The following is a 26472-nucleotide window of genomic DNA, read 5'->3' on the forward strand; positions in this document are numbered from 1 at the left end:
CATGATGAGCGCGAACTACATCTCGACCTTGATGCTGTCTTCGTCGTTGAGGTCCTCGGTCACGAACAACCAGGCTGCGTTGAGCAAGGCGTCGAAGGAGGCGACCACCGGCCGTTTCGCCGATGTCGGCCTCGAGCTTGGTGCCACGACGGGAGGCGACCTCACCCTGCGGGCGGACCTCAGTTTCGCCGATCAGCTCGTCGATACCAACGGGCTCGTCTCGGGACGCCTCGACACGACGCAAAACCGGATCACCCAGCTCACCACGACCGCCACGGACTTCCTCAAGGACCTGATCGCGGCCCGCAGTACCGACGGCGGCGGGCGGATCATTCTGCCGCCTGCGTCCTCCAACCTCCAGGATCTGATCGGCGCGCTGAACGTCTCCTACAACGGCTCGTATCTTTTCTCGGGCATCAACACGCAGAACACGCCGATCACGGCCTACACCGCGGGCTCGGCCAGCAAGAACCAGGTCGACGCCGATTTCCTTGCGACCTTCGGCTTCTCGCAATCTTCAGCGAACGTGAGCAGCATTACCTCGGCCCAAATGCAGACCTTCCTCGACACCACCTTCGATGCCGAGTTCGCGAGCCCGGCCTGGAACACCAACTGGTCATCGGCCACCGACCAGGTCATGCAAAGCCGTATTTCCACGACCGAGATCGCCGATACGTCCGTTAGCGCCAACCAGACCGGCTTCCGCAAGCTCGCCGAGGCCTACACCATGATGGCGGATCTCGGGAACGCGAAACTGAGCCAAGAGACGTTCCAGGTCGTCGTTGACAAGGCCATCGGCCTCGTTGGTAACGCCATCTCTGACCTTGCTACACTCGGCGGCAGCGTCGGCACGGTCCAGCAGCGCATCACCTCCGCAACCGACAAGCTCAAGGCGCAGCAGGACATTCTCAACAATCAGATCGTCGGTATGGAGAAGGTCGATCCGGCGGAAGCCGCGGTCCGGGTCAACACCTTGCAGACCCAGATCCAGACGGCGCTGGCGCTGACCTCGCAGCTCCAGAAGATCAGCCTCATCAACTATCTCTGAGCCAAGCTCATTTGCGAGGTTCGCACCCTTTGTCTTGTTATTCAGTTTCCTGCGCAGAGTGGTCCTGATGACGTTTGAAGCCTATGAAGCGGTCGTTGACGAGAGCGGCTATGAGGCCAGAGGCCGCGAGCGACAGGCGCTCAGCCTCGGCATCGACCGGCTCGAGCGGATCCAGAAGGGGCGCTTCAGTTTCGAGGATCTGGTCGAGAGCCTGCTCTATGTGCGCCGGCTGTGGACGATCTTCATCGAGGATCTCGCGCACCCGGAAAACGGACTCCCGGACAAGCTGCGCGCCGACATCATCTCGATCGGCTTGTGGGTCGTCAAGGAGGCGGATCGCCTTCGCGAAGAGAAGTCGAGCGACGTGATGCAGCTCATCGAAATCAACCGCCTGATCCGAGACGCTCTTTAATGAAGATCTCCTTGCGGGCGGGCGAACGGATCTACATCAACGGGGCGGTGCTGCGCGTGGACCGCAAGGTCTCCGTCGAGCTCGTCAACGACGTGATGTTTCTGCTCGAAGGGCAGATCATGCAGGCCTCCGACGCCACCACGGCGATGCGGCAGCTCTATTTCATCGTCCAGCTCATGCTGATGAACCCGACCGATGTCCGCGATGCCGCGGCGCTCTACAGTCAGCACCACGCGGCCCTGGTCGCGGTATGCGAAAGCCGCGAGATGCTGGAAGGGCTTGTCGCGATCGACGAGCTGGTCGGGGCAACCCGTTACTTCGAAGCGCTCAAGCGGATCAGGGCGCTGTTCCCGGTGGAGCAGGCCATCCTGGCCGGCGTCGCCACCGACATCCCATTCGAGGCTGCCTGACAGCGGAGAGGCTACATGAACGTTACCAGCGCGACCGACAGCACCAGCAAGTCGTCCAGTTCGACCAGCTCCACGACGTCCACGTCGAGCAACAGCGTCGACTACAATACCTTTCTTCAGCTTCTCGTCGCCGAGATGAAGAATCAGGATCCGACCAATCCGATGGATACCTCGCAATATATGAGCCAGTTCGCCCAGCTCTCGACGGTCGAGCAGGCCATGCAGACCAACACCAAGCTGGATGCGCTGCTGTCTTCGCAATCGTTGTCGCAGGCCGACGGGCTGATCGGAAAGACCGTCAGCTTCACCGACTCGACCGGTGCGACCTTCTCCGGCAAGGTCCAGTCGATCTCCATCAACAGCGACGGCTCCGTCGCGACCCTCGAGAACGGCACGAAAGTCGCGGTCGGGCCCGGGCTCACGATCAGCCAGTCATGAACGAGCGGGACGCTCTTGACATCGTCCAGGCGGCGATCTGGACCATCATCGTCGCCTCCGGGCCTGCCGTCGGGGCGGCGATGCTGGTCGGCACCATCATTGCACTGATCCAGGCCTTGACCCAGATCCAGGAGGTGACGCTGACCTTCGTTCCGAAGATCATCGTCATTCTCGTGGTCGTCGCCATCTCCGGCTCCTTCATCGGTGCGCATCTCTCCACCTTCACCGAGATGGTCTATTCGCATATCGAGCGCGGCTTCTGAGCCGCGAGGCCCTGGCCACCACCCTCGCGTAAGCTTTGCGCGGCAGATTACCGGGCGGACCCTCTGCCGGTGACCCATGGCCGATACGTTAGCTGCTAGCCTGCCAACCCCGCGACGACTCGGGGCGGATGCCTTTTTTGCGGGCGGCATCGTGGCCATGCTCACGATCCTGTTCCTGCCGATACCGCCGATCCTGATCGATCTCGGCCTCGCCTTCTCGATCGCGCTGTCGGCGCTGATCCTGATGGTCGCGCTGTGGATCCAGCGGCCGCTCGACTTCTCCGCCTTCCCGACCGTGCTGCTGATCGCGACGATCCTGCGGCTGGCGCTCAACGTCGCGACCACCCGCCTGATCCTGTCGCGGGGCGGGGAGGGCGAGCAGGCCGCGGGCCACGTCGTCGCCGGCTTCTCGAAATTCGTCATGGGCGGCGACTTCGTCATCGGCCTGATCATCTTCGCGATCCTGGTCACGGTGAATTTCGTCGTGATCACCAAGGGTGCGACGCGTATCGCGGAAGTCGGCGCCCGCTTCACCCTGGACGCCATCCCCGGCAAGCAGATGGCGATCGACGCGGACCTGTCGGCGGGCCTCATCGACGACAAGGAAGCCCAGCGCCGGCGCCGCGAGCTCGAAGAGGAGAGCGCATTCTTCGGCGCCATGGACGGTGCCTCGAAATTCGTCCGCGGCGATGCCATCGCCGGCCTGATCATCACCGCGATCAACATCTTCGGCGGCATCATCATCGGCGTCACCCATCACGGGCTGACGCTGTCGCGCGCCGCCGACGTCTATACGAAGCTCTCCGTCGGCGACGGTCTGGTGTCGCAGATGCCGGCGCTGATCGTGTCGCTGTCGGCGGGCCTCCTGGTCTCCAAGGGCGGCACCAGGGGTTCGGCGGAGCAGGCCGTGCTGCGGCAGCTCAGCGGCTATCCGCGCGCCGTGTCGGCCGCCGCATTGATGATGTTCGTGCTCGCCCTCATGCCGGGGCTGCCGTTGGCGCCGTTCGTGGTGCTCGGCGGCGTCATGGCCTTCGTCGGTTACACGCTGCCCAGGCGGCAGGCGGCGCGGGAGCGGAAAGAGGATGCGCGCAAGGCCGACGAACGCACCCAGGCCGAGGCCAAGGAATCCGTCAAGGAATCGCTCAAGACCGCGGAGATCGAGCTGGCGCTCGGCGGCCACCTTTCGGTCCATCTGTTGGGCTCGCGCACCGAGCTTGCCCATCGCGTGGCCAAGATCCGCAAGAAGTTCGCCAAGCAATACGGCTTCGTCGTTCCCGAGATCAAGCTCACCGACAATCTGTCGATCAATCCCAAGGGATACCAGATCCGGATCCACGACACCCGCGTCGCGCATGGCGAGCTCAGGCTCGGCGAGGTGCTGGTGCTGGTCGACAAGGACGGCAAGCCCGACGTGCCCGGCGAGGAGGTGATCGAACCCGCCTTCGGCATGAAGGCGCTGTGGGTGACGGAAGCCTTCACCGACGAAGTCAGGCGGCAGGGCTGCAAGCCGGTCGACAATCTGTCGGTGCTGCTCACGCATCTGAGCGAGGTGATCAGGGCGAACCTCGCCCAGCTCCTGTCCTACAAGGACATGCGCGCGCTGCTCGACCGGCTCGATCCCGAATACAAGCGCCTGATCGAGGATCTCTGTCCGTCACAGATCTCCTATTCGGGTTTGCTGGCGATCCTGAAGATCCTGCTGGCCGAGCGCGTGTCGATCCGCAACCTCCATCTGATCCTCGAGGCGATCGCCGAGATCGCGCCCCATGTGCGGCGCTCCGAACAGGTCGCAGAACATGTCCGCACGCGTCTTGCCCAGCAGATCTGCGGCGACCTCTCCGACAACGGCGTGCTCAACGTGGTCCGCCTCGGCAATCGCTGGGATCTCGCCTTCCACCAGAGCTTGAAGCGCGACCCCAAGGGCGACGTCGTCGAATTCGACGCCGATCCGCGCCTGATCGAGCAGTTCGCGACGGAAGCCAGCGCCGCGATCCGCAAGTTCACCGAGAACGGCACCAGCGTGGTGCTGGCGGTGACCCCGGAAGCCCGTCCCTATGTCCGGATGATCCTGGAACGGGTGTTCCCGACTCTGCCGGTCCTGTCGCATGTGGAAGTCGCGCGCAGCGCCGAGATCAGGGCGCTCGGAGCCATATCGTGATCAGCAGCCTCGCCGACAGCGTTCTGGTGACGTTCATCGTGTTTTGCCGCATCGGTGCCTGCCTGATGTTCGTGCCCGGCTATTCCAGCGTCAACGTTCCGGCCCAGGTCCGCCTGTTCATCGCGCTCGTCACGACGTTTGCATTGACGCCGATCCTGATCGCGGTCCTGAAACCCCTGACGGACAACGCGGCGCCGCTGACGCTGGCACTCCTGATCGGCTCCGAGATCCTGGTCGGAAGCGTCATCGGCCTCGGCGGCCGCGTGTTCTTCCTCGCGCTTCAGACCATGGCGACCGTGATGGCCAGTGCGATCGGGCTGAGCAACATCCCGGGCACGCCGATCGGCGACACCGATCCGGCGCCGGCCCTGGTGCCGCTGATCATGGCGTCCGTCACCACGCTGTTCTTCATGACCGATCAGCACTGGCAGGTGCTGCGCGGGCTGATGAACTCCTACGACGTCTGGCATCCCGGCGACAGGCTCGGCGGCAGCATGGCGCTCGACCAGCTCGTCGGCCGCCTGTCGGAAGCGTTCGTGCTGACGCTGCGGATCACCAGCCCGTTCATCGTCTATTCGGTCATCGTCAATTTGGCGGTCGGCCTGATCAACAAGCTGACGCCGGCGATTCCCGTCTACTTCATCTCCGTGCCTTTCGTGCTGTTCGGCGGCTTCCTGCTGCTCTATCTCACCAGCGACGAGCTCCTGACGCAATTCATGCTCGGCGTCTCGTCCTGGCTGGCGGAATGACCGTCATGAGGTCGCGCGCGGACAAGCTCGGTCGGATGGTCTCGCTCGTGAAGCTCCAGCTCCGGCTGTCCGAATGGCAGCTCGCGCACTTGCGGCAGCAGGAGCGCAGCTTGCAGGACGAGCAGGAATGGCTGGTCGGGGCGCTGAACGAGGGGAAGCCGCCGGTGGGGTCGTCGAGCGAGTCGATCGCGCGGCGCCTCAACAGGACGAGCGTCGGTGCGCGCGCCGTGAAGGAGCAGGCTTCGCGGCAGCTCGACCAGGTTCGTTCGGAGAGCCGGCGTGTGAAACAGCTCGAGGAAGTCGCCAAGGCGGCGCTCGCGGACAAGCTTCGCGAGGCGGAAAAGCGCTCGCTCGAGGAGATGACGGGAACAAGCCTCACCGTGCGCGAGTGGACGCCACGGCCAGCCAGCCGGAACAAGACATGATCGTGACTGCGACGCCCGACCTCGTCCTCGACGTTCTCGAGGCCGCCGACCCCGTGACGCAACGCGCGGCGACCGCGAAGCTCGATGCGCTGAAATCGTCGGACGCCGATTTCGCCGCCTCGATGGACGCGGAGGCCGGCAAGGCCGCGGCGGCTAATGCCGATCAATCCGCGGCGCAGGTTTCCGAAGCGCAGTCGGGTGCGGTGAACGGGGCGCCGGTGCAGGTGATCAAGGCGCCGGCGTCCGGCGACGTCTATCGGAAGTTCGAGGCGTTCATCCTCCAGACCTTCGTCGAGACGATGCTGCCGAAGGAATCCGAGGAAGTCTTCGGCAAGGGGACCGCCGGCAGCGTCTGGAAGTCGATGCTGGCGGAACAGCTCGGCAACCAGCTCGCCAAGGGCAAGGGCATCGGCATTGCGAGACAGCTTGCCGGCGCGCATCCGGCGGGACCGGACGTGACCGGGAAGGCCGGATGATGATCCGGGAATGGGCGACAGAAGTTGAGGGGTGAATTTTCAATGCAGGCACAAGAAGGCGCGGCGGCCCTGGTGATGGAGCAGCCGGTCGTGGATACCGGGGCGATGACGGTCGAAGCAGCATCGGGCGATGCGCTGTTGCCCGTGCTGCTGCCGAATGTCGGCGGCGAGGCGGTGGTCGACGGCGCCGAGGCGGCGAGAGCGGACGAGGTGCGCGGCCTTCTGGCGGCGATCCGCCGGCTCGAGGGGATCGTCGAGGAGGAGACGGTTGCGCTCGCTACGGGCAAGAAGATCGATTTCGACGACTTCAGCGCCCGCAAGAGCCGGAGCATGCTCGAGTTCGTCCGCCTGATGCGGGCGCGGATGCATCTCGGCAGCGAGGTCGAGATCACCGAGGAGATCCAGCGGTTGCGCGAGAAGCTCGAGCGGAACCGTTCCATCCTCGAAATGCACTACGACGCGGTGCGCGAGGTCGCGACCATCATCGTCAAGGCGATCAGGGAGGCCGATTCGGACGGCACCTACACCGGTCGCTCAGCGCAGGACGGAAAATGATCAGACTCGTGCTTGCCGGGCTCTGGGTCTGCATCCTCACGGCAGGCACGAGCTACGCCGTGGCCTATTGGAAGGAAAACGGCAGCCTGCTGCCGGCAAAGGACGCATATCTCGACGGGCTCCAATACCAGAAGACGCGGGCGCTGAGCGTGCCCATGGTCGAGAACGGCAGTGTACAGGGCTACATCGTCGCGCGCTTCGTCTACACCGTAGAGGCGCGGACCATGCACCAGCTCAACGTTCCGCCGGAGCCGTTCGTCGTCGACGAAGCCTTCCGCAGGATCTATGCCGACGACCGCCTCGATTTCAGGAAGCTCGCCCGTTACGACCTCTCCATCCTCACGACGGGCATCAAGCAGCGCGTCAACGAGCGGATGCAGGCCGACGTCGTCCAGGACGTCCTGGTCGAGGACTTCAACTACGTCTCGAAGGAAGAATTCCAGCAGAAGCCCTAGAGCACGATCCGGACAAGCGCGAAGCGGCTTTCCGGAAGGATCATGCTCGACCAGGAATCCAGGGCGCGCGCCTGATCGCGTAGCGCTTTGGTATGGCGGCGCCTCGCGCCGCGAGGCCTGCGTTCTGCCGTCTCCACCGCTGAAAGTACAACGGCCTCTGCGAAGGTGCTCCGCAGAGGCCGTTGTCGTTTTTCGCGGCAGCGCTCTGCCGCGTCAGTTTCCGGCTGGATAGGCCGCCGGGGCGGCATGCGCCCTGTTGAGGAGGATACCGACCTCGTCGAGATCCTGCATCGGTACGTCGACGGTCTCGCCGGCGGGAATGTTGAGGCGGTATCCGACGTAGCGCCGTGCCACGATCGCGTCGAAGCCGAGGCGGTCGCGGAGCTTCTTGCGCAGTTTGCTGACGTGGCTCTCGATCACGCTCTCGTCGAAGGTCGACTCGAAGATGCCGTAGACAGCGTTGAAGATCTGCGTCTTGGTGATCCACTTGCCGTGGTTGCTGACCATATATTCGAGAATGCGCAATTCGCGGCGGGGCAGGGTGAGGGCGTGGCCCGCGATCTCGGGGTCGCGTCCGTTGAAGAAGACCTGGATCCTGGTCTCGCAGGGTCTCGGTAGCTCGCCCACCCGGCGGCGCGCGATCGCGGCCGTTCGGGCGAGTATCTCGCGCAGGTGAATCGGCACGTACACGACGTCGTCAACGCCCGATTCGAACAGCTCCAGCGTGTTCTTGAGCATCTTCTGGCCGCTCATGGCGATGATGGGAGCCGAGGAGCGCTTGCGCATCGCCCGCGGCAGGCTTCCGCGGGCGTCGCAATCCCCGAGGAGGAAGGCGTCGACCGCTGCCAGGTCCGATTCACTCGCAGATTGCAGCCAGTCCCAGAATTCTCCGGAGGAGAAGCCGATCGACGATACGCCTTCGCGAACGAGCCCTCCGACATAGCTGTTCGTGACGCTCTCGCGATCATCAACGATAATATACATCAGTCTTTCGCCCCTGTTTCGCACTTGTCGCGGCCGGTGGGTTGTTGTGATGCCCGGCTTGGCGACCATGCTGTTTGACGATATTTCCATCCCGCGAACCGTTGTTATGGTTTCGATATTCGCGGGCAGCCCTACGCATTCAGTGCCTGCGTTTTCCGCTGGCCTGTTACTTCGACTCGATACTGAACGCTTACTGCGTGAGGCCCGGCGGGTGTCTTGCGGATCACCTCGCGGAGCGGATTGAGACAGCGACCTAGAACAGTTGCGCCAGGTTGCTTATCGCGTCCGAACGCTACCGAACTTTGCCGATCTCCTCGCCAACTGGCGAATCACTTGAGTAGGACCGTAACAATTGCCGATTTCCGATCAAGCGCGCGCCACAAAGCGATTGCTAAGTGTGTTTGATGCTGTTGATTTGTTTCGAGTTGTTTCTTGGTATATTCAATCGCATCAGTTGATTTGGATTTCGAACTAGTTTTGCACCGTGACGGTTCTATAGTTCCGCATCCCCGTATAATCACAGCTATTTTGGGTAGTGTTGGGGGTAGGCGCATGGAGGGGTTTTCAACCCCGGATTGACTCTCTCCACCGTTTTTCCACATGCGACAATTCGACTCATGTACGGCGACGCGACTCCAGCTTGGCGAAATCTTGGCGAGGGTGTGTCTTTCGAGTCGCACTCTCGCCACGTGCGTGACGCTTTCGACTCATGCGACGTCGCGTCGGGCGCGATGAAAAGTTTTCGATGCGCACGTCTCGGGCAAGCTTCGACAAATAAATTCGTCGTTCGATAGATCGAACCGAACGGAGCATTCTTGCATGTCGTCCGATGGAAAAGCTCGTCCCAACGAGACTGCTGACGTTTCCGCGGCGGCGAAGCCGGCCAATACAAAGGACAACGCGACGCAAACGGCCAAGCCTGCCGCGAGCGCAAAGCGTGCGTCGGCTGCGGCGAGCGACGAAGCGTTGGCGAAAGAGGCGCTCGAGGGGCTGAAGCGCATTCGCGCCAAGGCGCGCCTCGACAAGATGGCGATACCCAAGCCTGCGCCGGTCGTGATCAAGCCGGCCATGATCGTGGCCAAGCCGCCGCCGCCCCGTCCGACCTGGGTCGCGCCGCTCGCGACATTGGCGGTCGCCGCCGTCCTGGTGGTCTGCGCCTGCACCGGCGTGATCGCCTATCTCACCACGCAGCCCGCCCAGAACAATGTCGCGGCCAATACGGAGATCAGGAATCTGCGTGAGACGGTCGCCCAGCTGCGCAAGCAGGTGTCGGGCGTGTCCGAAAATCTCGACGGCCTGCGCACCGCGGTCGATCAATCGAGCAAGGCGACCAATGATCGCTTCGGCAGGTTTGCCGAGAATCTGGACCGCATCGAGCGGGTGAGCTCGTCCTCGACGGTAAAGCTCGACAAGCTCGCCCAGGCGCAAGCCCAGGCCCCGGCGCCGACTTTGGCGCAATCGCAGCCGTCGCCGCAGGCCGCGCCGATGATGGCTTCGCTCGCCGCGCCCGAGGTCACGGGCTCGGTGTCTCCCTCCGAGCGCGCGTCAGTGCCGCGGAAGGTGGTCAAGGGCTGGTCGGTGCGCCAGGCCTATGAGGGGATTGCGATCCTGCAAAGCCCGAACGGCGTCATCGAGGCCGTGCTGGGGCAGCAGGTGCCCGGCCTTGGCCGCATCGAAGAGATCCGGAACGAGAACGGGCGCCTGGTGGTCGAATCCAGCGGGGGCGTGATCTATTCGTCGCGCAAGGCAACGCCCTGATCGACGGCGCCTTCTATTGGCGGTGATGCTCGAAGCTGGTGCATAGCAGATCGACCTCCGGCTCCGCGATCGGCGCGCGAAACAGGCGGCAGCTGAACTCGACCGTCGTCTTGCCGTCCGCCGTGGTGCGATCTTCCCGGAGGAAGATGCAGCGCTTGCAGACGTCGGTATGGTGCCGCTGCTCGGCCGCGTCCGACTGGTCCAGCACGTGGCGGAGCGCGTCGCGGAAGCGGATCTTGGCCTCGTCGTCGAGGACGGCAATCGCCTCGACGAGGACGCTGATGGGGTCGCGCGCCAGGAACTTCTTGCCCTGCTGCGTGACGCTCAGCATCACCGACCGCTTGTCCTTGGCCGAGCGCTTTCGCTCGAGATAGCCGAGCCGCTCGAGCTCACCGATGATGAACGAGGCGGTGCCGCGCGTGGTGCCGACGTAGCTCGCGAGCGCCGAGGGCGTGCGGGAGAACCGGTTGGCGCGGGAGAGGAAGCGCAGCGCCATCCACTCGCGGTCGCGCAAGCCGTGCTTGGTGCCTTCGAACCAGAGGATTCGTGCGACCTGCTCCAACAGTTCAATCGATTCGCGAGCCAAATTCATTTCACTTCCAGGTCGGATAAAGCTTTATTCAATTGAGCCTTCGGGTAGCGCAATCTGGGTGGACGAGGATGAAACTCTCGGGCGATCCTTGGCCGGACGGCGGAGCGCACTTGGAAGACGTCTCTCCGTTCCCGGAGATGGAACTTCCGGCCGTGGAACTAGAGCGTCACAAAGAAAGTTCGAGTAAACCGCGCGGCTCAACTCTTCTGAAAATTTCAGTCAAATGACGGCGGCTCGCGTGCGGGATTCCGATAGCGCGCAACATCCCGGCAACATGATGCGTCGTTGCGGCCACCATGGAGCCCATTTGTTGCGGCGAAGCGTCTCGAAGTGGCGAGGGGGCGGAGCGTTTGCAACTTCTGACCGCGTGAGGTGCGGTGGAAGAACCCCTATTTTCGGTTAATGGATGTTGCGCCGCAGCGCAGCCACGCGGTTAAATCGGGCACACGATCAAATCCGGAAAGCTTGCGCGTGGCCTTGCGCGCGGACGATCGCGGGCCCGCGGCATCATCTCGATCCAGCTCATGCGGGGCGCGGGGGAGCAGCGTCAGGGACAAGCCTGAAGACCGCATGCTCGCAGGCTGGTGATTTGCGTTTCCCTGGCAACTATTGGCGAATGCGTCGCCCTCGGGGATACCACCACGGGCAGCAGGAAGGGACAGATCGATGAGCTTCGAAACCACCATGACATCCGACGTCGTCGGGCTGACGAAAGTTGCCCCGGTCTCGCGCCGCGGATTCATGAGCGCTACCGCGGCCGTCGCCGCCGGCTACACGCTTGCGGCAGGCCCGGTCCGTGCCGAGGTGATCGCGACGGACACCAGCGGCCTCCAGGCCGGCGACGCCAGGATCAAGGTCGGCTCCGAGGAGATGCCTGCCTATTTCGCCCGCCCTGCCGGCAACACCAAGGCCCCGGTGATCATCGTGGCGATGGAGATTTTCGGCCTGCACGAATACATCAAGGACGTGACGCGGCGCCTGGCCAAGCTCGGCGCATTCGCAATCGCGCCCGACTATTACTTCCGCAAGGGCGTCGACCTGACCAAGGTGACCGACATCAAGGACCTGCTGGCGGTCGTGAATGCCAAGCCGGACGCCGAGCTGTCGTCCGATCTCGATGCGACGGCGGCGTGGGCGGGATCACAGGGCGGCGACACTGCGAAGCTCGGCATCATCGGCTTCTGCCGCGGCGGGCGCACCGTCTGGGAATATGCCGCTCACAGCGGTACTCTCAAGGCGGGTGTCGCCTTCTATGGGACGGTGGTCGACCCCGCCAATCCGCTGTGGCCGAAGAGCCCGCTCCAGCTCGCACCCGAGATGAAGGCGCCGGTGCTCGGCCTCTATGGCGGCGCCGATACCGGCATTCCCGTTGCGCAGGTCGAGCAGCTCAAGGCGGCGCTCGAGCAGAACAAGAGGACGGCTGAATTCAAGATCTACCCCGAAGCGCCGCACGGCTTCCATGCCGACTACCGCGGCAGTTACCGCAAGGACGCCGCGGAAGATGCCTGGAAGCAGGCCGAGGCCTGGTTCAAAAAATATGGCGTCCTGAGCTGACGCTGGATTCTAAAGGGCGGCCGATCGGCCGCCCTTTCTCTATCAAGGTGCGCTGACGTTACTTCGCCATCGCGCCATAGACGATGTCCTGGACCTGCTCGCGATAGTATTTCCGGAGCTCCCCGGGCGCCGCCGTTCCCACTACCACGACGAGTCGCTCCCTGGGATCGCAGAAGAACTGCGTCCCGAACGCGCCGTTCCAGGTGAACTCGCCGGGATTGCCGGGGACCGACGACAGCCCTTCGCTGGTGCGGACCGCAACCGCGAGGCCAAAGCCGAAGCCGGCGCGATGCGGCTCGACGTTCGCCACGTTGTTCTTGATCTCCGGGCCGAGATGGTTGGTCGTCATGTGATGCACGGTCTTCGGGCCGAGGATGCGCTGGCCGTCGAGCTCGCCACCGTTGAGCAGCATCTGCCCGAAGCGGATGTAGTCGCCGACCGTCGCGAACGAGCAGGCGCCGCCGCAGTCGAACCTGGTCGGCGTGTCCAGCAGCTTGATGGCTTGCGGCTTCCCCGTCAGCGGATCGTTGGCGAACGGGCGGGCGAGGCGAGGGCGCTGCGCGTCGGTCGGGTGGAAGGTCGCGTCTTTCATGCCGAGCGGCTGCCACACATTGGCGGCGAGATAGTCGCCGAGCCGCTGCTCGCTCACCTTCTCGACGACGGCGCCGAGCACGTCGATCGAAAAGCCGTATTCGAACTCGGTCGAGGGCTGATGCGCCAGCGGCAGCTTTGTGATGCGCTCGATGAAGGCCTGGGTCTCGCCTTCGATCGCCGGCGCGACGCCGTCAGGGTATTGCCGCGCCACCGGGCTCGATGAGTCCGGGCGGCCGCCATACATCAATCCGGACGTATGCCGGTAGAGATCGTGGATGAAGATCGGCGAGGCCTGTGGCTCGAGCTTGAGCGAGCCGTCGGCCTGGGGTACGCCGACCTTCATGTCGGCAAAGCCGGGATAGTAATCGGACAGCCTGGCCTGGAGCGGCAGCCGGCCCTGCTCCATCAGCGTCAGGCCGGCGACCGCGGCCATCGGCTTGGTCATCGAGGCCAGCGCGAAGATCGCGTCAACAGGCATCGGCGTGCCCTTGTCCGGATCGAGCATGCCGTAGGCCTTGTAGTGCACGAGCTTGCCGTCCCGCGCCACCGCGACGACTGCACCCGGCACACGCTTTGTGGCAATCTCGCGCGCGAAGAAACTGTCGAGCCGCGCAAGGCCCTGTTTCGAGAAACCGGCGTCATCAGGGTTGGCTTCGGGCAGCGGTGCGGCGCGCGCTGCACCGAAACTGATGACGGCAGCCGCCGCCGCGATCATGGCGATCGTCTTCTTCATTGTATCCTCCCAAGGACGAGCTCGTTATGCAGTGGCCCGCTGAACGCGTAGATCACGACCGCACCGGAGCGAAGTCAAGCGCGGGCAGGGCATGTCTGGGACGCGCCGGAGATGGCCGAACCTATCGTCCTTCGCCGGCGCGCCACAGCGCATCCAGGCCGTGCCGGTAGGTCGGATGGGCCAGCGTGACGCCGAGCTCGCGCTTTAATTTCGCGTTGGAGACACGGGTGCTGCTGGCATAGAAGCTGCGCGCCATCGCGGACATCTCGGCGGTCTCGAACGCCTCTTCGGGCGGCGGCGCAACGCCCATGAGCTGCGCAGCATAGGCGATCACGTCCTGCGGCGGTGCGGGCTCGTCGTCGCAGACGTTCCAGGTGCCGCTGCCCTGGTGATGAACCGTGGCCATGATCGCACTTGCGATGTCGTCGGCGTGGATGCGGTTGAAGATCTGTCCGGGCTTGATGATGCGCCGGGCCGTTCCGGTGCGCAGCGTCACCAGCGCGTTGCGGCCGGGACCGTAGATGCCTGCAAGCCGCAGGATCGCGACATCGCCGCGCCCCATATCCGTCCAGGCCTGCTCCGCTGCGAGCCGCATGCGTGTGCGGTCGAGGGCGGCCTGCGGCGGCGTGCTTTCGTCCACCCATGCGCCGGCGTGATCGCCATATACGCCGATCGTAGACAGGTAGATGATCTTGCGCTGACGGCCCGCGGCCAGCACGTCCGCGAAGGCCGCGATTGCGGGATCGCCGCCGCTGCCGGGCGGGACCGATACCAGAAGGACATCGGCGTCGCAGATGCGTTCAGCCGTCTCGCGGGCCGGACGGCTCCCGGAAAACGGATGCACCTCGATGCCTGCAAGGTCGTCCCGTTTCGCGGGATCGCGCACCGTGCCGGCGATGTGCGAGAAGGCGCCGCCGAATCTGCGGACGAAATGCTTGGCGCTGTAGCCGAAGCCTAGAATGAAGAGCCGCATGCCTCTCCCGTGCAAGGTCGGAGTTCCCGTTCGCGCCCCAGCGCGCCTCCGCTCATAAGGGATTTTTGGGTCCGGCAAAAGATATTGCAATTTTACGCGCCTGCCAGTGCAGGCGATGATCGCTCGTCACGGAGACGTCATTCGGGAAGTGTCGATCATGCAGGCGGAAGCGGCCACCATTGAGCCAACTGAGGCCAGCGAACTGATCCGGCGCGCGGCCGCGCTGATCTTCGATGTCGATGGCACCTTGGCCGAGACGGAGGAACTGCATCGGCAGGCCTTCAACCACGCCTTTGTCTGCCACGGTCTCGACTGGCATTGGGACCGCGCCGTCTACAAGGACCTGCTGCGGGTGACAGGCGGCAAGGAGCGCATTCGCGCTTACCATGGAAGGCAAGAGATCGCGTCGCCATTATCAGATGCCGACATCGCCGAACTCCACCGCGTCAAGACCGCGCATTACGCTGAACTGATCGAGACGGGCTGTTGCCCGCTGCGGCCGGGCGTGACGGACCTTCTCACCGCGGCGAAGGCACGCGGCCAGCGGCTTGCGATCGCGACCACCACCTCACACGGCAACATCGATGCGCTGCTGTCGCAAGCGTTGGGGATGCGCTGGACCGCGCATTTCGATGCGATCGTTGCCGGTGACGACGTCCGCTCCAAGAAGCCTGCGCCGGATGTCTATCTCGAGGTCCTGGCGCGGCTGAAGCTGGCGGCTTCCGACTGCGTCGCGATCGAGGATTCCGCCAACGGGCTGATCGCGGCGTCGCAGGCAAGCATCCCGGTTCTGATCACCCGCAGCATGTTCTTCCGGGACGATGATTTCAGTGCGGCGCGGGTCGTGCTGGACGATCTGTCGGGGTTGGGATGAGGCCGCCAACAAAAAACTGAAAAACAACCCCATGCACAGTAGAACGGGCCGGCGCGCCTGCCGCCTTCAGTGGACGCGGTGACTCGTTCTATCGTCTTCATCCTGCTCGACAATCTGCGCAATCGGGCTCGACTGATGGTGAACCAGGCGCCAGTCGTCGCCGACGCGGCGAAAATGGTTGGCAGCGGCCAAGGCGGTGCCGTCGACGATCTCGATGCAGAGCACGCGCGCGCTGTCGCCGTCGACGATGGCCTGCGGTTCGGCGCAGACGATCTGCGGCCGCTCGGGATTTTGCAGGATGTCGCGCCAGCTTCCGATCACCGTGGCCCGCCCGATGATCGCCGGCCAGCCGGGGTGGATGCAGGAAATGGCGTCGTCATCCGCCCACATCCGTTCCATGCCGGCGAAATCGCCCGACGAAAAGGCGGCGTAGAAGGCCGCGTTCGCGGCGATGACCTTGCTGTCCTTTGCCATGGCTCTCGGGTGGGCCAAGGACAGGCAAAAATCAAGCGAGACTTCCGTCGATTTTGACCGCAGTGCAGCATCGACGTTCGGGATTGCCGTCACGCGGAAACGTGCGTCTCCACCGCCCGGCGCGCACCATCCGTATAGAGACGGCCGAGCGCCGCGGTCACGGCCTCGAGCAGGCGCGGCTCGGCACCCAGCGGCCCGAACACCTTCTCGACCCCGAGCAGCGCGGGCGCGAGCCGTTCGGCGACAGGGCCCGCCTCGCGCGCCAAGCCTGCGAACTCGCTGGCCAGCGGATCGCGCACGTCGATGGCGCGGCCCTGCTCGTCGCGCGCGGTGACGTAGCGCATCCAGCCGGCGACCGCCAGCGCATGGGTCGCGACCGGCAGGTTCTTGAGCAGGCGATCCCGCATCGCGCCGAGCAGGCGCTGCGGCAGCTTTTGCGAGCCGTCCATCGCGATCTGCCAGGTGCGATGATGCAGCGCCGGATTGGCAAAGCGCTTGAGCAGCGAGGCGCGATAGGCGGCAAGGTCGGTGCTCGCCGGCATCGTCAGCGTCACCGCGGCCTCTTCCATCACCTGCGCGGCGAGACGCGCGAAATGCGGGTCCTGCATGGTGTCGGCAATGGTCTCGTAGCCGGCGAGATAGCCGAGATAGGCGAGCGCGGAATGGCTGGCGTTGAGCAGCCGCAGCTTCATCAGCTCGAACGGCTTGACATCGGTGACGAGCTCGACGCCCGCGGCGGCGAGATCGGGGCGGCCCGCCGTGAAGCGGTCCTCGACCACCCATTGCGTGAACGGCTCGGTCATCACGGGCCAGGCGTCGCGAAAGCCGAGCGCCGATGACACCGCATCGCGGTCGGCATCCGTCGTCTCCGGCACGATGCGGTCGACCATGGTCGAGGGAAAGGCTGCAGTATCCGCGATCCACTTGCCGAGATCCTTCGAGCGCAGCGCCGCGAACTGCGTCACGATCCGCTGCACGGTGTGGCCGTTGGCGGCAAGGTTGTCGCAGCACATCACGGTGAAGGGCGCGAGCCCCTGCGCCCGGCGGCGCGCCAGTGCAGCCACGATGAAGCCGGGCGCCGAGCGCGGCGCGTCAAAATTGTTCAGATCGTGCACGACATCAGGGTGCCGCTCGTCGAGATCGCCGGTCTGCGGCGTGTGGCAATAGCCTTTCTCGGTGACGGTGAGCGAGACGATGCGAATGGCGGGATCGGTCATCCGCTCGATCAGCCGCGCCGGGTTCTCGCGCGCGACGACGCTGTCGAGCAGTGCGCCGATGACGCGGTGCTCGGTGCCTTCGGCTGCCCGTACGGCGACAGTATAGAGATGATCCTGCGGGGCGAGGGCGTCGCGCGTATCAGGACTGCGCAGGCTCGCGCCGACGATGCCCCAGGATGCGGCCCCGGTGGCAAGGCAATCGTCGATGACGACGGCCTGATGTGCGCGATGGAAGGCCCCGAGGCCCAGATGCACGATGCCGGGCGTGACGCGCGAACGGTCATAGGCCGGGCGGCGGATGCCAGGTGGCAGCCGGTCGAGATTGGCGCGGCCAAGGCGCGTCGAATTAAGGCGCATGGACGTCTCCCCTTTGCTTTGCCGCTGCTTGACATGGCGCCCGTCCTCGGTCAATGCTCCGGTCAATTGGTAAGACCAATTTTCCAAAAATTGGCGGGCCGCCGGGGGCGATGCTTCCCTGCGAGACCCTTTCGGGGAGGCCAGCGTGCCGCTGGAAGCTGTGGAGGCGAGACGGCTCTATCGCCAGGTCGCCGATCAATTGCGAAGCCTGATCGACAGCGGCGAGTACGCGGTCGGCAGCCGCTTGCCGACCGAGCGCGAGCTCGCCGAGCAGCTCAGGGTGTCGCGGCCGACGGTGCGCGAAGCCCTGATCGCGCTCGAGGTCGAAGGCCGCCTCCGCATCCGCGTCGGGTCCGGCATCTATGTGATCGAGCCCGCCGCCGTTGCGGCGCCCGCAACCGCCTCCGTCATCGAGGGTCCGTTCGAGCTCTTGCGCGCCCGCGAATTCCTGGAAAGCGCGATCGCCGAGCAGGCCGCGCGCGTCGCGACCAAGGACGATCTCGCCCGCATCGACGCGTCCCTTCTCGCGATGGAGAATGTCGAGCATCCCGGCGAAGCCTCGATGGTCCACGACCGCGCGTTCCATGTCGCGATCGCCGGAAGTCTTGGCAATGCCGTTCTGGTGCGTGTGGTCGGCGAGCTGTTCGACCAGCGCCTCAATCCCTATTTCGCTCAGCTTGCGCATTATTTCGAGAACCCGGGCACGTGGCGCACCGCGCTCGACGAGCATCGCGCCGTGCGCGACGCGATCGCCGCGCATGATCCGGACGCCGCGCGCGAGGCGATGCGCAATCATTTGGCGCGCTCGCAGGCGCGCTTTGCGCAGAATTTTGGCGCCGAGACCGCGGCGGGATCGTCCCCGGCACGCGGCCGGACGGCACGATCTCCGGCAACGCCGGCAAAACCGGAACGGGCGCCGAAGAAGCAGGCCAAAAAACAAGCCAAGAAGCAGGCCAAGAGCGGCAGCGCGCGGCGGCGATGAGATTGGGCGGCCCGCATCCCTCTTGGAGGCGGGCAAACAAGAAGCAGACTTGAACGATGGAGGAAAAGTCAGTGTTGAAGAAGATGACGATGATGCTCGCGGTCTCGGCCGCGGCGATGTTTGCGACGACCCATGCCGGCATGGCGCAGACCAAGCTCAAATGGGCCCATGTCTACGAGACCTCGGAGCCGTTCCACACCGCTTCGGTCTGGGCCGCGCAGGAGATCGGCAAGCGCACCAACGGGCGTTATGCGGTCGACGTCTACCCGGCGTCGCAGCTCGGCAAGGAGGCCGACATCAACCAGGGCCTCTCGCTCGGTTCGGTCGACATCATCATCTCCGGCTCGAGCTTCGCGGCCAAGAGCTTCCCGCCGATCGGCGTGACCTACTATCCCTACACCTTCCGCGATGCCGATCATCTCCTGGCCTACACCAAGAGCGACATCTTCAAGGAGCTCGCCAAGGGCTATGAGGACAAGAGCGGCCACCACATCGTCGCCGTGACCTATTACGGCGTGCGCCAGACCTCGTCGAACAAGCCGATCAAGAGCTGCGCCGATCTCAAGGGCCTGAAGATGCGCGTGCCCGACGTTCCGGCCTATCTCGCGATGCCGCGCGCCTGCGGCGCCAACACCGCGCCGATTGCGTTCGCCGAAGTCTATCTCGCGCTGCAGAACGGCACCGTCGAGGCGCAGGAGAATCCGCTGACCACGATCGAGGCCAAGAAGTTCTACGAGGTGCAGAAGCACATCGTGCTGACCGGCCACATCGTCGACCACCTCAACACGGTGGTGGCGGGCGCGCTCTGGAAGAAGCTCTCCGACGAGGACAAGAAGATCTTCACCGACGTGGCGCAGGAGGCCGCCGCCAAGGCGACCGCGGAGATCAAGCAGAACGAAGCCAAGCTGGTCGCCTTCTTCAAGGAGAAGGGCCTGACCGTGACCGAGGTCGACAAGAACGAGTTCCGCGACACCGTGCTGAAGAACGTCGCGTTCGAGACGTTTGGCTATCGCAAGGCGGATTGGGAACGGATTCAGGCGGTGAAATAACAACGACTGTCATCCCGGGGCGGTCCGTAGGACCGAATCCGGGATCTTGAGGTTCCGGGTTCGACGCCGACGCGTCGCCCCGGAACGACGATTTGGAGAGAGGTAACCCCATGTCGACCGCCGAAATACACCGGCAGATCACCGCGGACGAGATCGCCCACACCTTCGAGGAGGTGGCGACGCCGAAGGTCGATCTCGGCATCTACGCTTTCGAGGATTGGGTGGCGCTGGCGATCTTCTGGGTGATGGCGCTTGCCGTCTTCCTCCAGTTCTTCACCCGCTACGTCCTCAACGACAGCTATGCCTGGACCGAGGAGATCGCGACCTACTGCCTGATCGGCGTGGTCTTCATCGGCGCCTCGATGTGCGTGCGGCTGTCGCGGCACATCCAGGTCGATCTCATCTACCGCTATCTGCCGCATCTCGTCGCGCGCACGCTGTCGACGGTCATCGACCTGATCCGGATCGCTTTCTTCGGCTACGCCATCAAGCTGGTCTGGGTCTACATCCAGATCATCGGCGACGAGTCCATGACCACCATCAATCTTCCCAAGGACTACGTCTATTACGCGGTGCTGGCCGGCTTCGTGTTGATGTTCGTGCGCTCGGTACAGGTGGCGCTGCAACATTTGCGACAGGGCTATTCGATCCTCGAACGTCCCGGCGCCTACGACGGTTTTGAAGGGTAAGGTCATGCTGCTGTTGCTTGGTGGTTTTCTCATCCTGATGCTGCTCGGTGTGCCCGTGGCGATTGCCATGGCTGCGTCGTCGCTGCTCTACATCCTGGTCAGCGGCGTGACGCCTGACGTCACGCTGGCGCAGCGCATGATCGCCGGCGTCGAGAGCTTTCCGCTGCTCGCCGTGCCGTTCTTCATCCTGGCCGGCAATCTGATGAACATCGCCGGCGTCACCGGCCGCATCTACAAGTTCGCCGTTGCCCTGGTCGGCTGGATGCGCGGCGGCCTCGGCCACGTCAACATCATCGGCTCGGTGATCTTCTCCGGCATGTCCGGCACCGCGATCGCGGACGCCGCCGGTCTCGGCACCATCGAGATCAAGGCGATGAAGGACCACGGCTACTCCACCGAGTTCTCCGTCGGCGTCACCGCAGCCTCCGCAACGCTCGGCCCGATCATTCCGCCGTCGCTGCCCTTCGTGATCTACGGCATGATGGCAAACGTCTCGATCGGCGCGCTGTTTCTGGGCGGCGTCATTCCCGGCATCGTCATGACGCTTCTGATGATGGCCACCGTCACCTACTTCGCGCACAAGAACAAATGGGGCAGCGACACGCCGTTCTCCTGGCCGCAGCTCGGTTCGGCCGGGCTCGAGATCGCCATCGTGCTCGCTTTCCCGCTCGCGATCTGGCTGATGGTGGTTGCCGGCATGTCGACCAACATGGCTGTGGTCATCGGGCTCGGCGCGCTGCTCGCGATCGACTGGTACTTCGACTTCTCCGCGGTGATGGCGCTGATGGCGCCGGTGATCCTGATCGGCGGCATGACGCTCGGCTGGTTCACGCCGACCGAGGCCGCGGTCGCCGCCGTGATCTGGTCGCTGTTCCTCGGGCTCGTGCGCTACCGCACCATGACGCTGAAGACGGTGGCGAAGGCGACTTTCGACACCATCGAGACCACTGCCTCGGTGCTGTTCATCGTCACCGCAGCCTCGATCTTCGCCTGGCTGCTGACGGTGTCGCAGGCAGCCCAGATGCTCTCGGACTGGATGCTCAGCATCACCCACAACAAATGGGTGTTCCTGGCGCTTGCCAACGTCCTCATCCTGTTCGTCGGCTGCTTCATCGACACCACGGCGGCGATCACCATTCTGGTGCCGATCCTGCTGCCGATCGTGCTCAAGCTCGGCATCGATCCCATTCATTTCGGTCTGATCATGACGCTGAACCTGATGATCGGCCTGCTGCATCCGCCGCTCGGGATGGTGCTGTTCGTGCTCGCCCGCGTGGCCAAGCTCTCGGTCGAGCGCACGACGGTCGCGATCCTGCCCTGGCTGGTGCCGCTGATGCTCGCGCTGATCGCGATCACCTACATCCCCGAACTGACCCTCTGGCTGCCTAAATACATGGGACTCTCCAAATGACCTCCACTGCTCTCGCCGCAACCCTGTTCGGCCCCGAAGATCTGCGCATGATCGAGCATCCGCTCGACAAGCTCGCATCAGGCATGGTGCGCATCCGCTTCGGCGCCGGCGGCATCTGCGGCTCGGACATGCATTACTTCCGCCACGCGCGGACCGGCGATTTCGTGGTGAAGTCGCCGCTGGTGCTGGGACATGAGATCTCCGGCGAGGTCGTGGAGATCTCGGGTTCCGCAGCCAATCTGAAGGTCGGCGACCGCGTCGCCGTCAATCCGTCGCGCTGGTGCGGCCATTGCGTCGCCTGCCGCGAGGGCCGGCCGAACCTCTGCGAAAATATCTATTTCATGGGCTCGGCGTCGAAGACGCCGCACATGCAGGGCGGCTTTGCCAATTACTTCGACGCGATCCCCGCGCAATGCGTGAAGATCCCCGACCATGTGTCCTATCAGGCGGCAGCGCTCGCCGAACCGCTCGCGGTCTGCCTGCACGCGGTCGCGCGCGCCGGCAACATCGAGGGCAAGCGCGGCATCATCTTCGGCGCCGGCCCGATCGGGCTTCTGACCATGCTCGCCGCGCACCGTGCCGGCATGGCCGACGTCACGGTGGCCGACATCGCGCCGGCCCCGCTCGCCTTTGCGAGCCGTCTCGGCGCCTCGCACGTCGAGAACGTCGCGGGTGGAGAAGAGGGCCTGAAGGCGCAGGCCGCGTCGCGCCCCTACGACGTCGCGTTCGAAGTCTCGGGTACGGCCGCCGGGCTTGCCAGCGCCATCGGCATCGTCAGGCGCGGCGGTGTTGTGGTGCAGATCGGCAATCTGCCGGGCGGCCAGATCCCGACGCCGTCGAACGCCGTGATGGCGAAGGAGATCGACCTGCGCGGCTCGTTCCGCTTCGGCTTCGAGTTCTTGACGGCGGTGGAACTGATCGGCGCCGGCAGCGTCGACGTGCTGTCGCTGGTCACCGCCGAGCGGCCGCTCTCCACCGCGCCCGATGCGTTGCGGCTGGCGCTGGACCGCTCGCAGAGCGTCAAGGTCGTGCTGACCGCGAACTGATCCTGGGAGAACGCGGATGATGCTAGAGGGATGGCGCTGGTATGGACCGGACGATCCGGTCTCGCTCGATGACGTCAGGCAGGCCGGGGCGACGGATATCGTCTCGGCGCTGCATCAGGTGCCGATCGGGGAGGCCTGGACGCGCAAGGCGGTCGAGGAGCGCAAGAACTTCATCGAGCACGGCCAGCCCGGCCGCTCAAAGCTAACATGGTCGGTGGTGGAATCGATTCCGATCCCCGACGACGTCAAGCGTCTTGGAGCCAAAGCGACGCGTTCGATCGAGGCGTGGATCGCGAGCCTGGAGGCGGTCGCCGCCGCCGGCATCAAGATCATCTGCTACAATTTCATGCCTGTGGTCGACTGGTGCCGCACCGATCTGGAATGGGAATTGCCGAACGGCGCCCGTGCCATGCGGTTCGACCAGGACCGCTTTGCTGCGTTCGAGCTGCACATCCTCAAGCGTCCCGCCGCTGTGCAGGAATATTCGCCGGAGCAGCAGGCGCGCGCCAAAAAGCTGTTCGACCAGATGAGCCAGGCCGACATCGACTACCTCGTCATGGTGATCGCCAGCGCGCTGCCCGGCTCGACCACCGAGCCGATGACCATCCCGCAATTCCGCGACCGGCTAGAGCAGTATCGCGACATCACGCCAACGATCCTGCGGCAGCATCTCGCCGAATTCCTGGGCCGGGTCGCACCCGTTGCCGAGCAGCTCGGCGTGTCGCTGACCCTGCATCCGGACGATCCGCCGCGTCCGTTGTTCGGCCTGCCGCGCGTCGCCTCCACCGCCGACGACTATCAGGCGCTGTTCGACGCGGTGCCGTCAAAGGCCAACGGCATCTGCCTGTGCACGGGCTCGCTCGGCGTGCGGCCTGAGAACAACCTCCCTGCAATGGCCGAGCGCTTCAGCCCGCGCATTGCGTTTGCGCATCTGCGCGCGACCAAGCGCGAGGCCGATGGCCTGTCGTTCTACGAATCCGACCATCTCGACGGCGACGTCGACATGGTCGCGGTGCTGAAGGCGCTGCTGAAGGAGAACGCGCGGCGCGCATCCGACAAACAGATCGTCTTCCGTCCCGATCACGGCCACCGCATGCTCGACGATCTCGCCGCCACCAAGCGCACCAATCCCGGCTATACCGCGATCGGCCGTCTGCGCGGCCTCGCCGAGCTCCGCGGCGCGATCAGGGCCATCGAGCATCATTGAAAGTAGCTACGCCTCTCCCCGCGCTGGTCCGCCGAAGCTTTAGCGAAGGCGGATGCGGGGAGAGGCCGGAATCTACCCACATCGTCATTGCGAGCGCAGCGAAGCAATCCAGAATTCCTCCGCGGAAAGACTCTGGATTGCTTCGCTGCGCTCGCAATGACGTGGAGGGAGAGGTCGCCGAAGCTTCACAGCGTCATGGCCGGGCCTAGCCGTCCGAAGGACGGCGTCGCTTCCGCTCGCCTATGTCCCGGCCATCCACGCCTTGGCCCGCGGCCCGAAGAACGTGGATGCCCGGGACAAGCCCGGGCATGACGACCTATTGCGAATGTTCAAGCGCGATTGTCGGTTCACCCCTCAGTAGCACGCCTCTATTGCGCCGAGTTTCGGATAGAGCTTGTCGATCGCGGTGATCTCGCTTTTCATCTGCGCGATGATCCAGTCGCGGATTTCAGTGGCGATCGGGCGCATCGGCCGGTTGCGCGGCGGCAGGAATTCGCAGATGCGGCGCGTGGTGGTGAGCGTGTCGGAGGCCGGCACCAGCGCGCCGGTCAAGAGCCAGTGCGAGGCCACCGTCAGCCAGCCGAGCGCGATCCCCTGGCCGAGCAGCGCGGCCTGCACCACGACGGCATAGTCGGTGAAGCTCAGCGCCTTGGCCGCGCCGCGGCGCCCGGTGAGAAGCGATGCGTAATCCGCGGCCCAGTCGCCGGGCGTCTCGGCGAGGCGGATGATGGTGTTGCCCTCGGCGGGATCGGTCGCGCCGAGATAGGCAGGGCTGCACATCGGCAGCATCGCTTCCTTCATCACCAGCGTGCCGCCGGATGACGGCTCGTCGCGGTCGCGGAAGCGCATGCCGAGATCGACATTCTCCACCGGCCCGCGCAGCGCACCGGAGATCAGCTGGAAGCGCAGGTCGACCTGGGGAAATTGCTTCTGCAGCTTGTCGATGCGCGGCATCAGCCAGTGTGTGGTGAAGGCGGAGGAGACCGACAGCGTCACCGTCTCGGTACCTTTGCGCCGCCGCTCGATCTCGACGAGGCCGCTCTCGATGCTGCGAAAGCCTTCGAGCACGCGGCGATACAGGAGCTCGCCTTCCTCGGTGAGCACCGCGCGGCCAGCTGTGCGATCGAACAGGCGGACGCCGAGATGCTCCTCGAACTGTCCGAGCATCCGGCTCACCGCCGGCTGCGTGACGTTCAATTCGGCGGCGGCAGCCGTGAAGCTGCCATTGCGCGCCGCCGCGTCGAAGACGAACAGGGCGTTACTGGAGGGCAGCATTCGGCGCAGCTCGGGCATAACGCCATGTTATGAGCTGGGTGAGAATTTGGCAATTGCCGAGTTTTGCCAAGTCTGTTGTCATTGGCATGACAGCCTAAAGACAGGGCTTGCGAGAGAAGAGATGGTGCATTGCACGCTTCGATCGTGAGTGCTCAAGAATTCTGTCTATAAAGCAGGCTTATGGCGTGCAGTGAGGCACGCCAGCTAGGGACATGGCGAGGTCGATCGTTGGACAAGCGAGCGGAAAGCGTCGAGATCAGGTCTGCCAGCAAGGCCTACGGCGTGGTTCGCGCCCTCGACGGCGTGTCCCTCAATGTCGGCGCCGGTGAGTTCGTCTCGCTGCTCGGCCCGTCCGGTTCCGGCAAGACCACGCTGCTCGGCATCTTGGGCGGCTTCATCCTGCCGTCGTCAGGCACCATCCTGTTCGGCGGCCGCGACGTCACCTACATGCCGCCGCACAAGCGCGACATCGGCGTCGTGTTCCAGAACTACGCGCTGTTCCCGCATATGAGCGTCGGCGAGAACGTCGCCTTTCCCTTGCGCGCGCGGCGCCTGCCGAAGGCGAGCTGGCCCGACAAGGTGCGCGCCGCGCTGGCGATGGTCGGCCTCGCCGGCTACGAGGAACGCGGCATCGCGCAGCTCTCCGGCGGCCAGCGCCAGCGCGTGGCGCTCGCACGCGCCATGATCTTCGAGCCGCGGCTGATCCTGATGGACGAGCCGCTCTCCGCGCTCGACAAGCAGCTCCGCGAATCCATGCAGATCGAGCTGCGCACACTGCACCGGCGCATCGGTGCCACCATCATCTACGTCACCCACGACCAGCGCGAGGCGCTGACCATGAGCGACCGCGTCGCCGTGATGAAGGACGGCCGGCTGATCCAGATCGACGAGCCGGCGCGCCTGCACGATCATCCCGCCGATTCCTTCGTCGCAAGCTTCATCGGCGAGGCGACGATGTTGCCGGTCCGCCGCGTCGATGCCTCCAGCGTCGCGCTCGGTAACGCCCTGTTGCGCAGTGCCCGCGCCATTCCCGGCGGCGATGCCCTGATGCTGGCCGTGCACAGCGAGAAGCTGCTGATCGACGACGGCGCGCAGGATGCCACCTGCAACCGGCTCAGCGGCACTGTCACCGACATCGTCTACCAGGGCGAAAGCCTGCGCATTTTCCTGGCGCTCGAAGGCGGCATCGTGCTCAGCCTGCGCCAGCCGAGCTACCACCAGGCCTACAGCCGCATCCCGCCGCTCGGCGGCAGCCTCACCGTCACCCTCCACCCCGAGGACACCATCGTCGTGCCCAGGGCGGGGGACTGAATC

At 64.7% G+C, this 26472-nt stretch carries 28 protein-coding genes; 21 read left to right on the plus strand and 7 right to left on the minus strand.

Features of this window, described 5'->3' with window-relative positions; all coding sequences use genetic code 11:
* Position 1 precedes the first annotated feature (1 nt).
* From BM118_RS09835 to BM118_RS09885, 11 genes are all read left to right on the plus strand, one after another.
* Positions 2-1048, plus strand: coding sequence for a flagellar hook-associated family protein (locus BM118_RS09835; protein ID WP_092184684.1), 1047 nt, complete (start codon positions 2-4; stop codon positions 1046-1048).
* Between the two features lie 67 nt (positions 1049-1115).
* Positions 1116-1460 carry a flagellar biosynthesis regulator FlaF gene (gene flaF, locus BM118_RS09840; protein WP_177234169.1) on the plus strand — a complete coding sequence of 115 codons (345 nt, stop codon included), beginning with the start codon at positions 1116-1118 and terminating at the stop codon, positions 1458-1460.
* A complete protein-coding gene (gene flbT / locus BM118_RS09845; RefSeq protein ID WP_092184686.1) occupies positions 1460-1870 on the plus strand; it encodes a flagellar biosynthesis repressor FlbT in 411 nt (136 codons plus the stop codon). Before flaF ends, flbT begins: the two co-directional genes overlap by 1 nt.
* Positions 1871-1885: 15 nt before the next feature.
* Entirely contained in the window at positions 1886-2308 is a 423-nt protein-coding gene (gene flgD / locus BM118_RS09850; protein WP_092184688.1) for a flagellar hook assembly protein FlgD, read from the plus strand.
* On the plus strand, positions 2305-2571 hold the full coding sequence (gene fliQ / locus BM118_RS09855) for a flagellar biosynthesis protein FliQ (protein ID WP_008130649.1): 267 nt from the start codon (positions 2305-2307) through the stop codon (positions 2569-2571). Before flgD ends, fliQ begins: the two co-directional genes overlap by 4 nt.
* Positions 2572-2647: 76 nt before the next feature.
* Positions 2648-4729, plus strand: a complete 2082-nt coding sequence (flhA, locus tag BM118_RS09860; protein WP_092184690.1) for a flagellar biosynthesis protein FlhA — start codon at positions 2648-2650, stop codon at positions 4727-4729.
* Positions 4726-5478: a flagellar biosynthesis protein FliR gene (gene fliR, locus BM118_RS09865; protein ID WP_092184692.1), complete on the plus strand. Its 753-nt coding sequence runs from the start codon at positions 4726-4728 to the stop codon at positions 5476-5478. Before flhA ends, fliR begins: the two co-directional genes overlap by 4 nt.
* A gap of 5 nt (positions 5479-5483) precedes the next feature.
* Positions 5484-5903, plus strand: a complete 420-nt coding sequence (locus BM118_RS09870; RefSeq protein ID WP_092186117.1) for a hypothetical protein — start codon at positions 5484-5486, stop codon at positions 5901-5903.
* Complete coding sequence (locus tag BM118_RS09875) at positions 5900-6379, plus strand: rod-binding protein (protein WP_177234170.1); 480 nt, start codon at positions 5900-5902, stop codon at positions 6377-6379. Before BM118_RS09870 ends, BM118_RS09875 begins: the two co-directional genes overlap by 4 nt.
* Before the next feature lie 42 nt (positions 6380-6421).
* On the plus strand, positions 6422-6934 hold the full coding sequence (locus tag BM118_RS09880) for a flagellar biosynthesis protein FlgN (RefSeq protein WP_092184697.1): 513 nt from the start codon (positions 6422-6424) through the stop codon (positions 6932-6934).
* The gene (locus tag BM118_RS09885) at positions 6931-7389 is read left to right on the plus strand and encodes a hypothetical protein (RefSeq protein WP_092184699.1); all 459 of its coding nucleotides are present in this window, start codon (positions 6931-6933) and stop codon (positions 7387-7389) included. The genes BM118_RS09880 and BM118_RS09885 overlap by 4 nt, the downstream gene beginning before the upstream one ends.
* 213 nt (positions 7390-7602) lie before the next feature.
* Here BM118_RS09885 and BM118_RS09890 read toward each other — a convergent pair whose 3' ends face one another.
* Positions 7603-8373 (minus strand): response regulator transcription factor, encoded by a 771-nt coding sequence (locus BM118_RS09890; protein ID WP_177234171.1) that lies wholly within the window; start codon positions 8371-8373, stop codon positions 7603-7605.
* A gap of 819 nt (positions 8374-9192) precedes the next feature.
* Between BM118_RS09890 and BM118_RS09900 the strand changes: the two genes are divergently transcribed.
* Complete coding sequence (locus tag BM118_RS09900) at positions 9193-10131, plus strand: hypothetical protein (RefSeq protein WP_092184705.1); 939 nt, start codon at positions 9193-9195, stop codon at positions 10129-10131.
* Positions 10132-10144: 13 nt separating this feature from the next.
* Here the strand turns inward: BM118_RS09900 and BM118_RS09905 are convergent, their stop codons facing one another.
* Positions 10145-10723, minus strand: coding sequence for a MarR family winged helix-turn-helix transcriptional regulator (locus BM118_RS09905; protein WP_092184707.1), 579 nt, complete (start codon positions 10721-10723; stop codon positions 10145-10147).
* Between the two features lie 666 nt (positions 10724-11389).
* On the opposite strand from BM118_RS09905, the gene BM118_RS09915 reads away from it, so the two are divergent.
* Entirely contained in the window at positions 11390-12277 is an 888-nt protein-coding gene (locus BM118_RS09915) for a dienelactone hydrolase family protein (protein ID WP_092184709.1), read from the plus strand.
* 58 nt (positions 12278-12335) lie between these two features.
* On the opposite strand, the gene BM118_RS09920 is transcribed toward BM118_RS09915, so the two are convergent.
* Both BM118_RS09920 and BM118_RS09925 read right to left on the minus strand, forming a co-directional pair.
* Complete coding sequence (locus BM118_RS09920) at positions 12336-13604, minus strand: serine hydrolase domain-containing protein (protein WP_092184712.1); 1269 nt, start codon at positions 13602-13604, stop codon at positions 12336-12338.
* 121 nt (positions 13605-13725) lie between these two features.
* A complete protein-coding gene (locus BM118_RS09925; protein WP_092184715.1) occupies positions 13726-14577 on the minus strand; it encodes an SDR family oxidoreductase in 852 nt (283 codons plus the stop codon).
* A 157-nt stretch (positions 14578-14734) separates the two neighbouring features.
* Here BM118_RS09925 and BM118_RS09930 point away from each other — a divergent pair, with 157 nt between their 5' ends.
* The gene (locus BM118_RS09930; protein WP_177234283.1) at positions 14735-15451 is read left to right on the plus strand and encodes an HAD family hydrolase; all 717 of its coding nucleotides are present in this window, start codon (positions 14735-14737) and stop codon (positions 15449-15451) included.
* Positions 15452-15517: 66 nt separating this feature from the next.
* Here BM118_RS09930 and BM118_RS09935 read toward each other — a convergent pair whose 3' ends face one another.
* Positions 15518-15925, minus strand: a complete 408-nt coding sequence (locus BM118_RS09935) for a nuclear transport factor 2 family protein (RefSeq protein WP_092184717.1) — start codon at positions 15923-15925, stop codon at positions 15518-15520.
* 89 nt (positions 15926-16014) lie between these two features.
* Positions 16015-17499, minus strand: a complete 1485-nt coding sequence (locus BM118_RS09940; RefSeq protein WP_092186119.1) for a mannitol dehydrogenase family protein — start codon at positions 17497-17499, stop codon at positions 16015-16017.
* 145 nt (positions 17500-17644) lie between these two features.
* Between BM118_RS09940 and BM118_RS09945 the strand changes: the two genes are divergently transcribed.
* The 6 genes from BM118_RS09945 (at position 17645) to uxuA (ending at position 23883) form a co-directional block, all read left to right on the plus strand.
* A complete protein-coding gene (locus tag BM118_RS09945) occupies positions 17645-18481 on the plus strand; it encodes a FadR/GntR family transcriptional regulator (RefSeq protein WP_092184719.1) in 837 nt (278 codons plus the stop codon).
* A gap of 89 nt (positions 18482-18570) precedes the next feature.
* Entirely contained in the window at positions 18571-19530 is a 960-nt protein-coding gene (locus BM118_RS09950) for a sialic acid TRAP transporter substrate-binding protein SiaP (RefSeq protein ID WP_177234284.1), read from the plus strand.
* 110 nt (positions 19531-19640) lie between these two features.
* Positions 19641-20219 carry a TRAP transporter small permease gene (locus tag BM118_RS09955; RefSeq protein ID WP_092184723.1) on the plus strand — a complete coding sequence of 193 codons (579 nt, stop codon included), beginning with the start codon at positions 19641-19643 and terminating at the stop codon, positions 20217-20219.
* Positions 20220-20223: 4 nt separating this feature from the next.
* Complete coding sequence (locus BM118_RS09960; protein WP_092184725.1) at positions 20224-21630, plus strand: TRAP transporter large permease; 1407 nt, start codon at positions 20224-20226, stop codon at positions 21628-21630.
* Entirely contained in the window at positions 21627-22676 is a 1050-nt protein-coding gene (locus BM118_RS09965; protein WP_092184727.1) for an L-idonate 5-dehydrogenase, read from the plus strand. The genes BM118_RS09960 and BM118_RS09965 overlap by 4 nt, the downstream gene beginning before the upstream one ends.
* 16 nt (positions 22677-22692) lie before the next feature.
* Positions 22693-23883, plus strand: a complete 1191-nt coding sequence (gene uxuA, locus BM118_RS09970) for a mannonate dehydratase (RefSeq protein WP_092184729.1) — start codon at positions 22693-22695, stop codon at positions 23881-23883.
* A gap of 354 nt (positions 23884-24237) precedes the next feature.
* Here the strand turns inward: uxuA and BM118_RS09975 are convergent, their stop codons facing one another.
* Positions 24238-25176, minus strand: coding sequence for a LysR family transcriptional regulator (locus BM118_RS09975; RefSeq protein ID WP_092184731.1), 939 nt, complete (start codon positions 25174-25176; stop codon positions 24238-24240).
* A 210-nt stretch (positions 25177-25386) separates the two neighbouring features.
* Here BM118_RS09975 and BM118_RS09980 point away from each other — a divergent pair, with 210 nt between their 5' ends.
* Positions 25387-26469 carry an ABC transporter ATP-binding protein gene (locus BM118_RS09980; RefSeq protein WP_177234172.1) on the plus strand — a complete coding sequence of 361 codons (1083 nt, stop codon included), beginning with the start codon at positions 25387-25389 and terminating at the stop codon, positions 26467-26469.
* Positions 26470-26472: the final 3 nt, after the last annotated feature.

Origin of the sequence: Bradyrhizobium sp. cf659, from assembly GCF_900113725.1 — a bacterium.
GTDB lineage: Bacteria > Pseudomonadota > Alphaproteobacteria > Rhizobiales > Xanthobacteraceae > Bradyrhizobium.

Bases quoted from the DNA above. Each gene is read 5' to 3' on its own strand.
- BM118_RS09835 (WP_092184684.1), top strand. From the start codon at position 2: ATGATGAGCGCGAACTACATCTCGACCTTGATGCTGTCTTCGTCGTTG.
- flaF (WP_177234169.1), top strand. From the start codon at position 1,116: ATGACGTTTGAAGCCTATGAAGCGGTCGTTGACGAGAGCGGCTATGAG.
- flbT (WP_092184686.1), top strand. From the start codon at position 1,460: ATGAAGATCTCCTTGCGGGCGGGCGAACGGATCTACATCAACGGGGCG.
- flgD (WP_092184688.1), top strand. From the start codon at position 1,886: ATGAACGTTACCAGCGCGACCGACAGCACCAGCAAGTCGTCCAGTTCG.
- fliQ (WP_008130649.1), top strand. From the start codon at position 2,305: ATGAACGAGCGGGACGCTCTTGACATCGTCCAGGCGGCGATCTGGACC.
- flhA (WP_092184690.1), top strand. From the start codon at position 2,648: ATGGCCGATACGTTAGCTGCTAGCCTGCCAACCCCGCGACGACTCGGG.
- BM118_RS09870 (WP_092186117.1), top strand. From the start codon at position 5,484: ATGAGGTCGCGCGCGGACAAGCTCGGTCGGATGGTCTCGCTCGTGAAG.
- BM118_RS09875 (WP_177234170.1), top strand. From the start codon at position 5,900: ATGATCGTGACTGCGACGCCCGACCTCGTCCTCGACGTTCTCGAGGCC.
- BM118_RS09880 (WP_092184697.1), top strand. From the start codon at position 6,422: ATGCAGGCACAAGAAGGCGCGGCGGCCCTGGTGATGGAGCAGCCGGTC.
- BM118_RS09885 (WP_092184699.1), top strand. From the start codon at position 6,931: ATGATCAGACTCGTGCTTGCCGGGCTCTGGGTCTGCATCCTCACGGCA.
- BM118_RS09890 (WP_177234171.1), bottom strand. From the start codon at position 8,373: ATGTATATTATCGTTGATGATCGCGAGAGCGTCACGAACAGCTATGTC.
- BM118_RS09900 (WP_092184705.1), top strand. From the start codon at position 9,193: ATGTCGTCCGATGGAAAAGCTCGTCCCAACGAGACTGCTGACGTTTCC.
- BM118_RS09905 (WP_092184707.1), bottom strand. From the start codon at position 10,723: ATGAATTTGGCTCGCGAATCGATTGAACTGTTGGAGCAGGTCGCACGA.
- BM118_RS09915 (WP_092184709.1), top strand. From the start codon at position 11,390: ATGAGCTTCGAAACCACCATGACATCCGACGTCGTCGGGCTGACGAAA.
- BM118_RS09920 (WP_092184712.1), bottom strand. From the start codon at position 13,604: ATGAAGAAGACGATCGCCATGATCGCGGCGGCGGCTGCCGTCATCAGT.
- BM118_RS09925 (WP_092184715.1), bottom strand. From the start codon at position 14,577: ATGCGGCTCTTCATTCTAGGCTTCGGCTACAGCGCCAAGCATTTCGTC.
- BM118_RS09930 (WP_177234283.1), top strand. From the start codon at position 14,735: ATGCAGGCGGAAGCGGCCACCATTGAGCCAACTGAGGCCAGCGAACTG.
- BM118_RS09935 (WP_092184717.1), bottom strand. From the start codon at position 15,925: ATGGCAAAGGACAGCAAGGTCATCGCCGCGAACGCGGCCTTCTACGCC.
- BM118_RS09940 (WP_092186119.1), bottom strand. From the start codon at position 17,499: ATGCGCCTTAATTCGACGCGCCTTGGCCGCGCCAATCTCGACCGGCTG.
- BM118_RS09950 (WP_177234284.1), top strand. From the start codon at position 18,571: ATGATGCTCGCGGTCTCGGCCGCGGCGATGTTTGCGACGACCCATGCC.
- BM118_RS09955 (WP_092184723.1), top strand. From the start codon at position 19,641: ATGTCGACCGCCGAAATACACCGGCAGATCACCGCGGACGAGATCGCC.
- BM118_RS09960 (WP_092184725.1), top strand. From the start codon at position 20,224: ATGCTGCTGTTGCTTGGTGGTTTTCTCATCCTGATGCTGCTCGGTGTG.
- BM118_RS09965 (WP_092184727.1), top strand. From the start codon at position 21,627: ATGACCTCCACTGCTCTCGCCGCAACCCTGTTCGGCCCCGAAGATCTG.
- uxuA (WP_092184729.1), top strand. From the start codon at position 22,693: ATGATGCTAGAGGGATGGCGCTGGTATGGACCGGACGATCCGGTCTCG.
- BM118_RS09975 (WP_092184731.1), bottom strand. From the start codon at position 25,176: ATGCCCGAGCTGCGCCGAATGCTGCCCTCCAGTAACGCCCTGTTCGTC.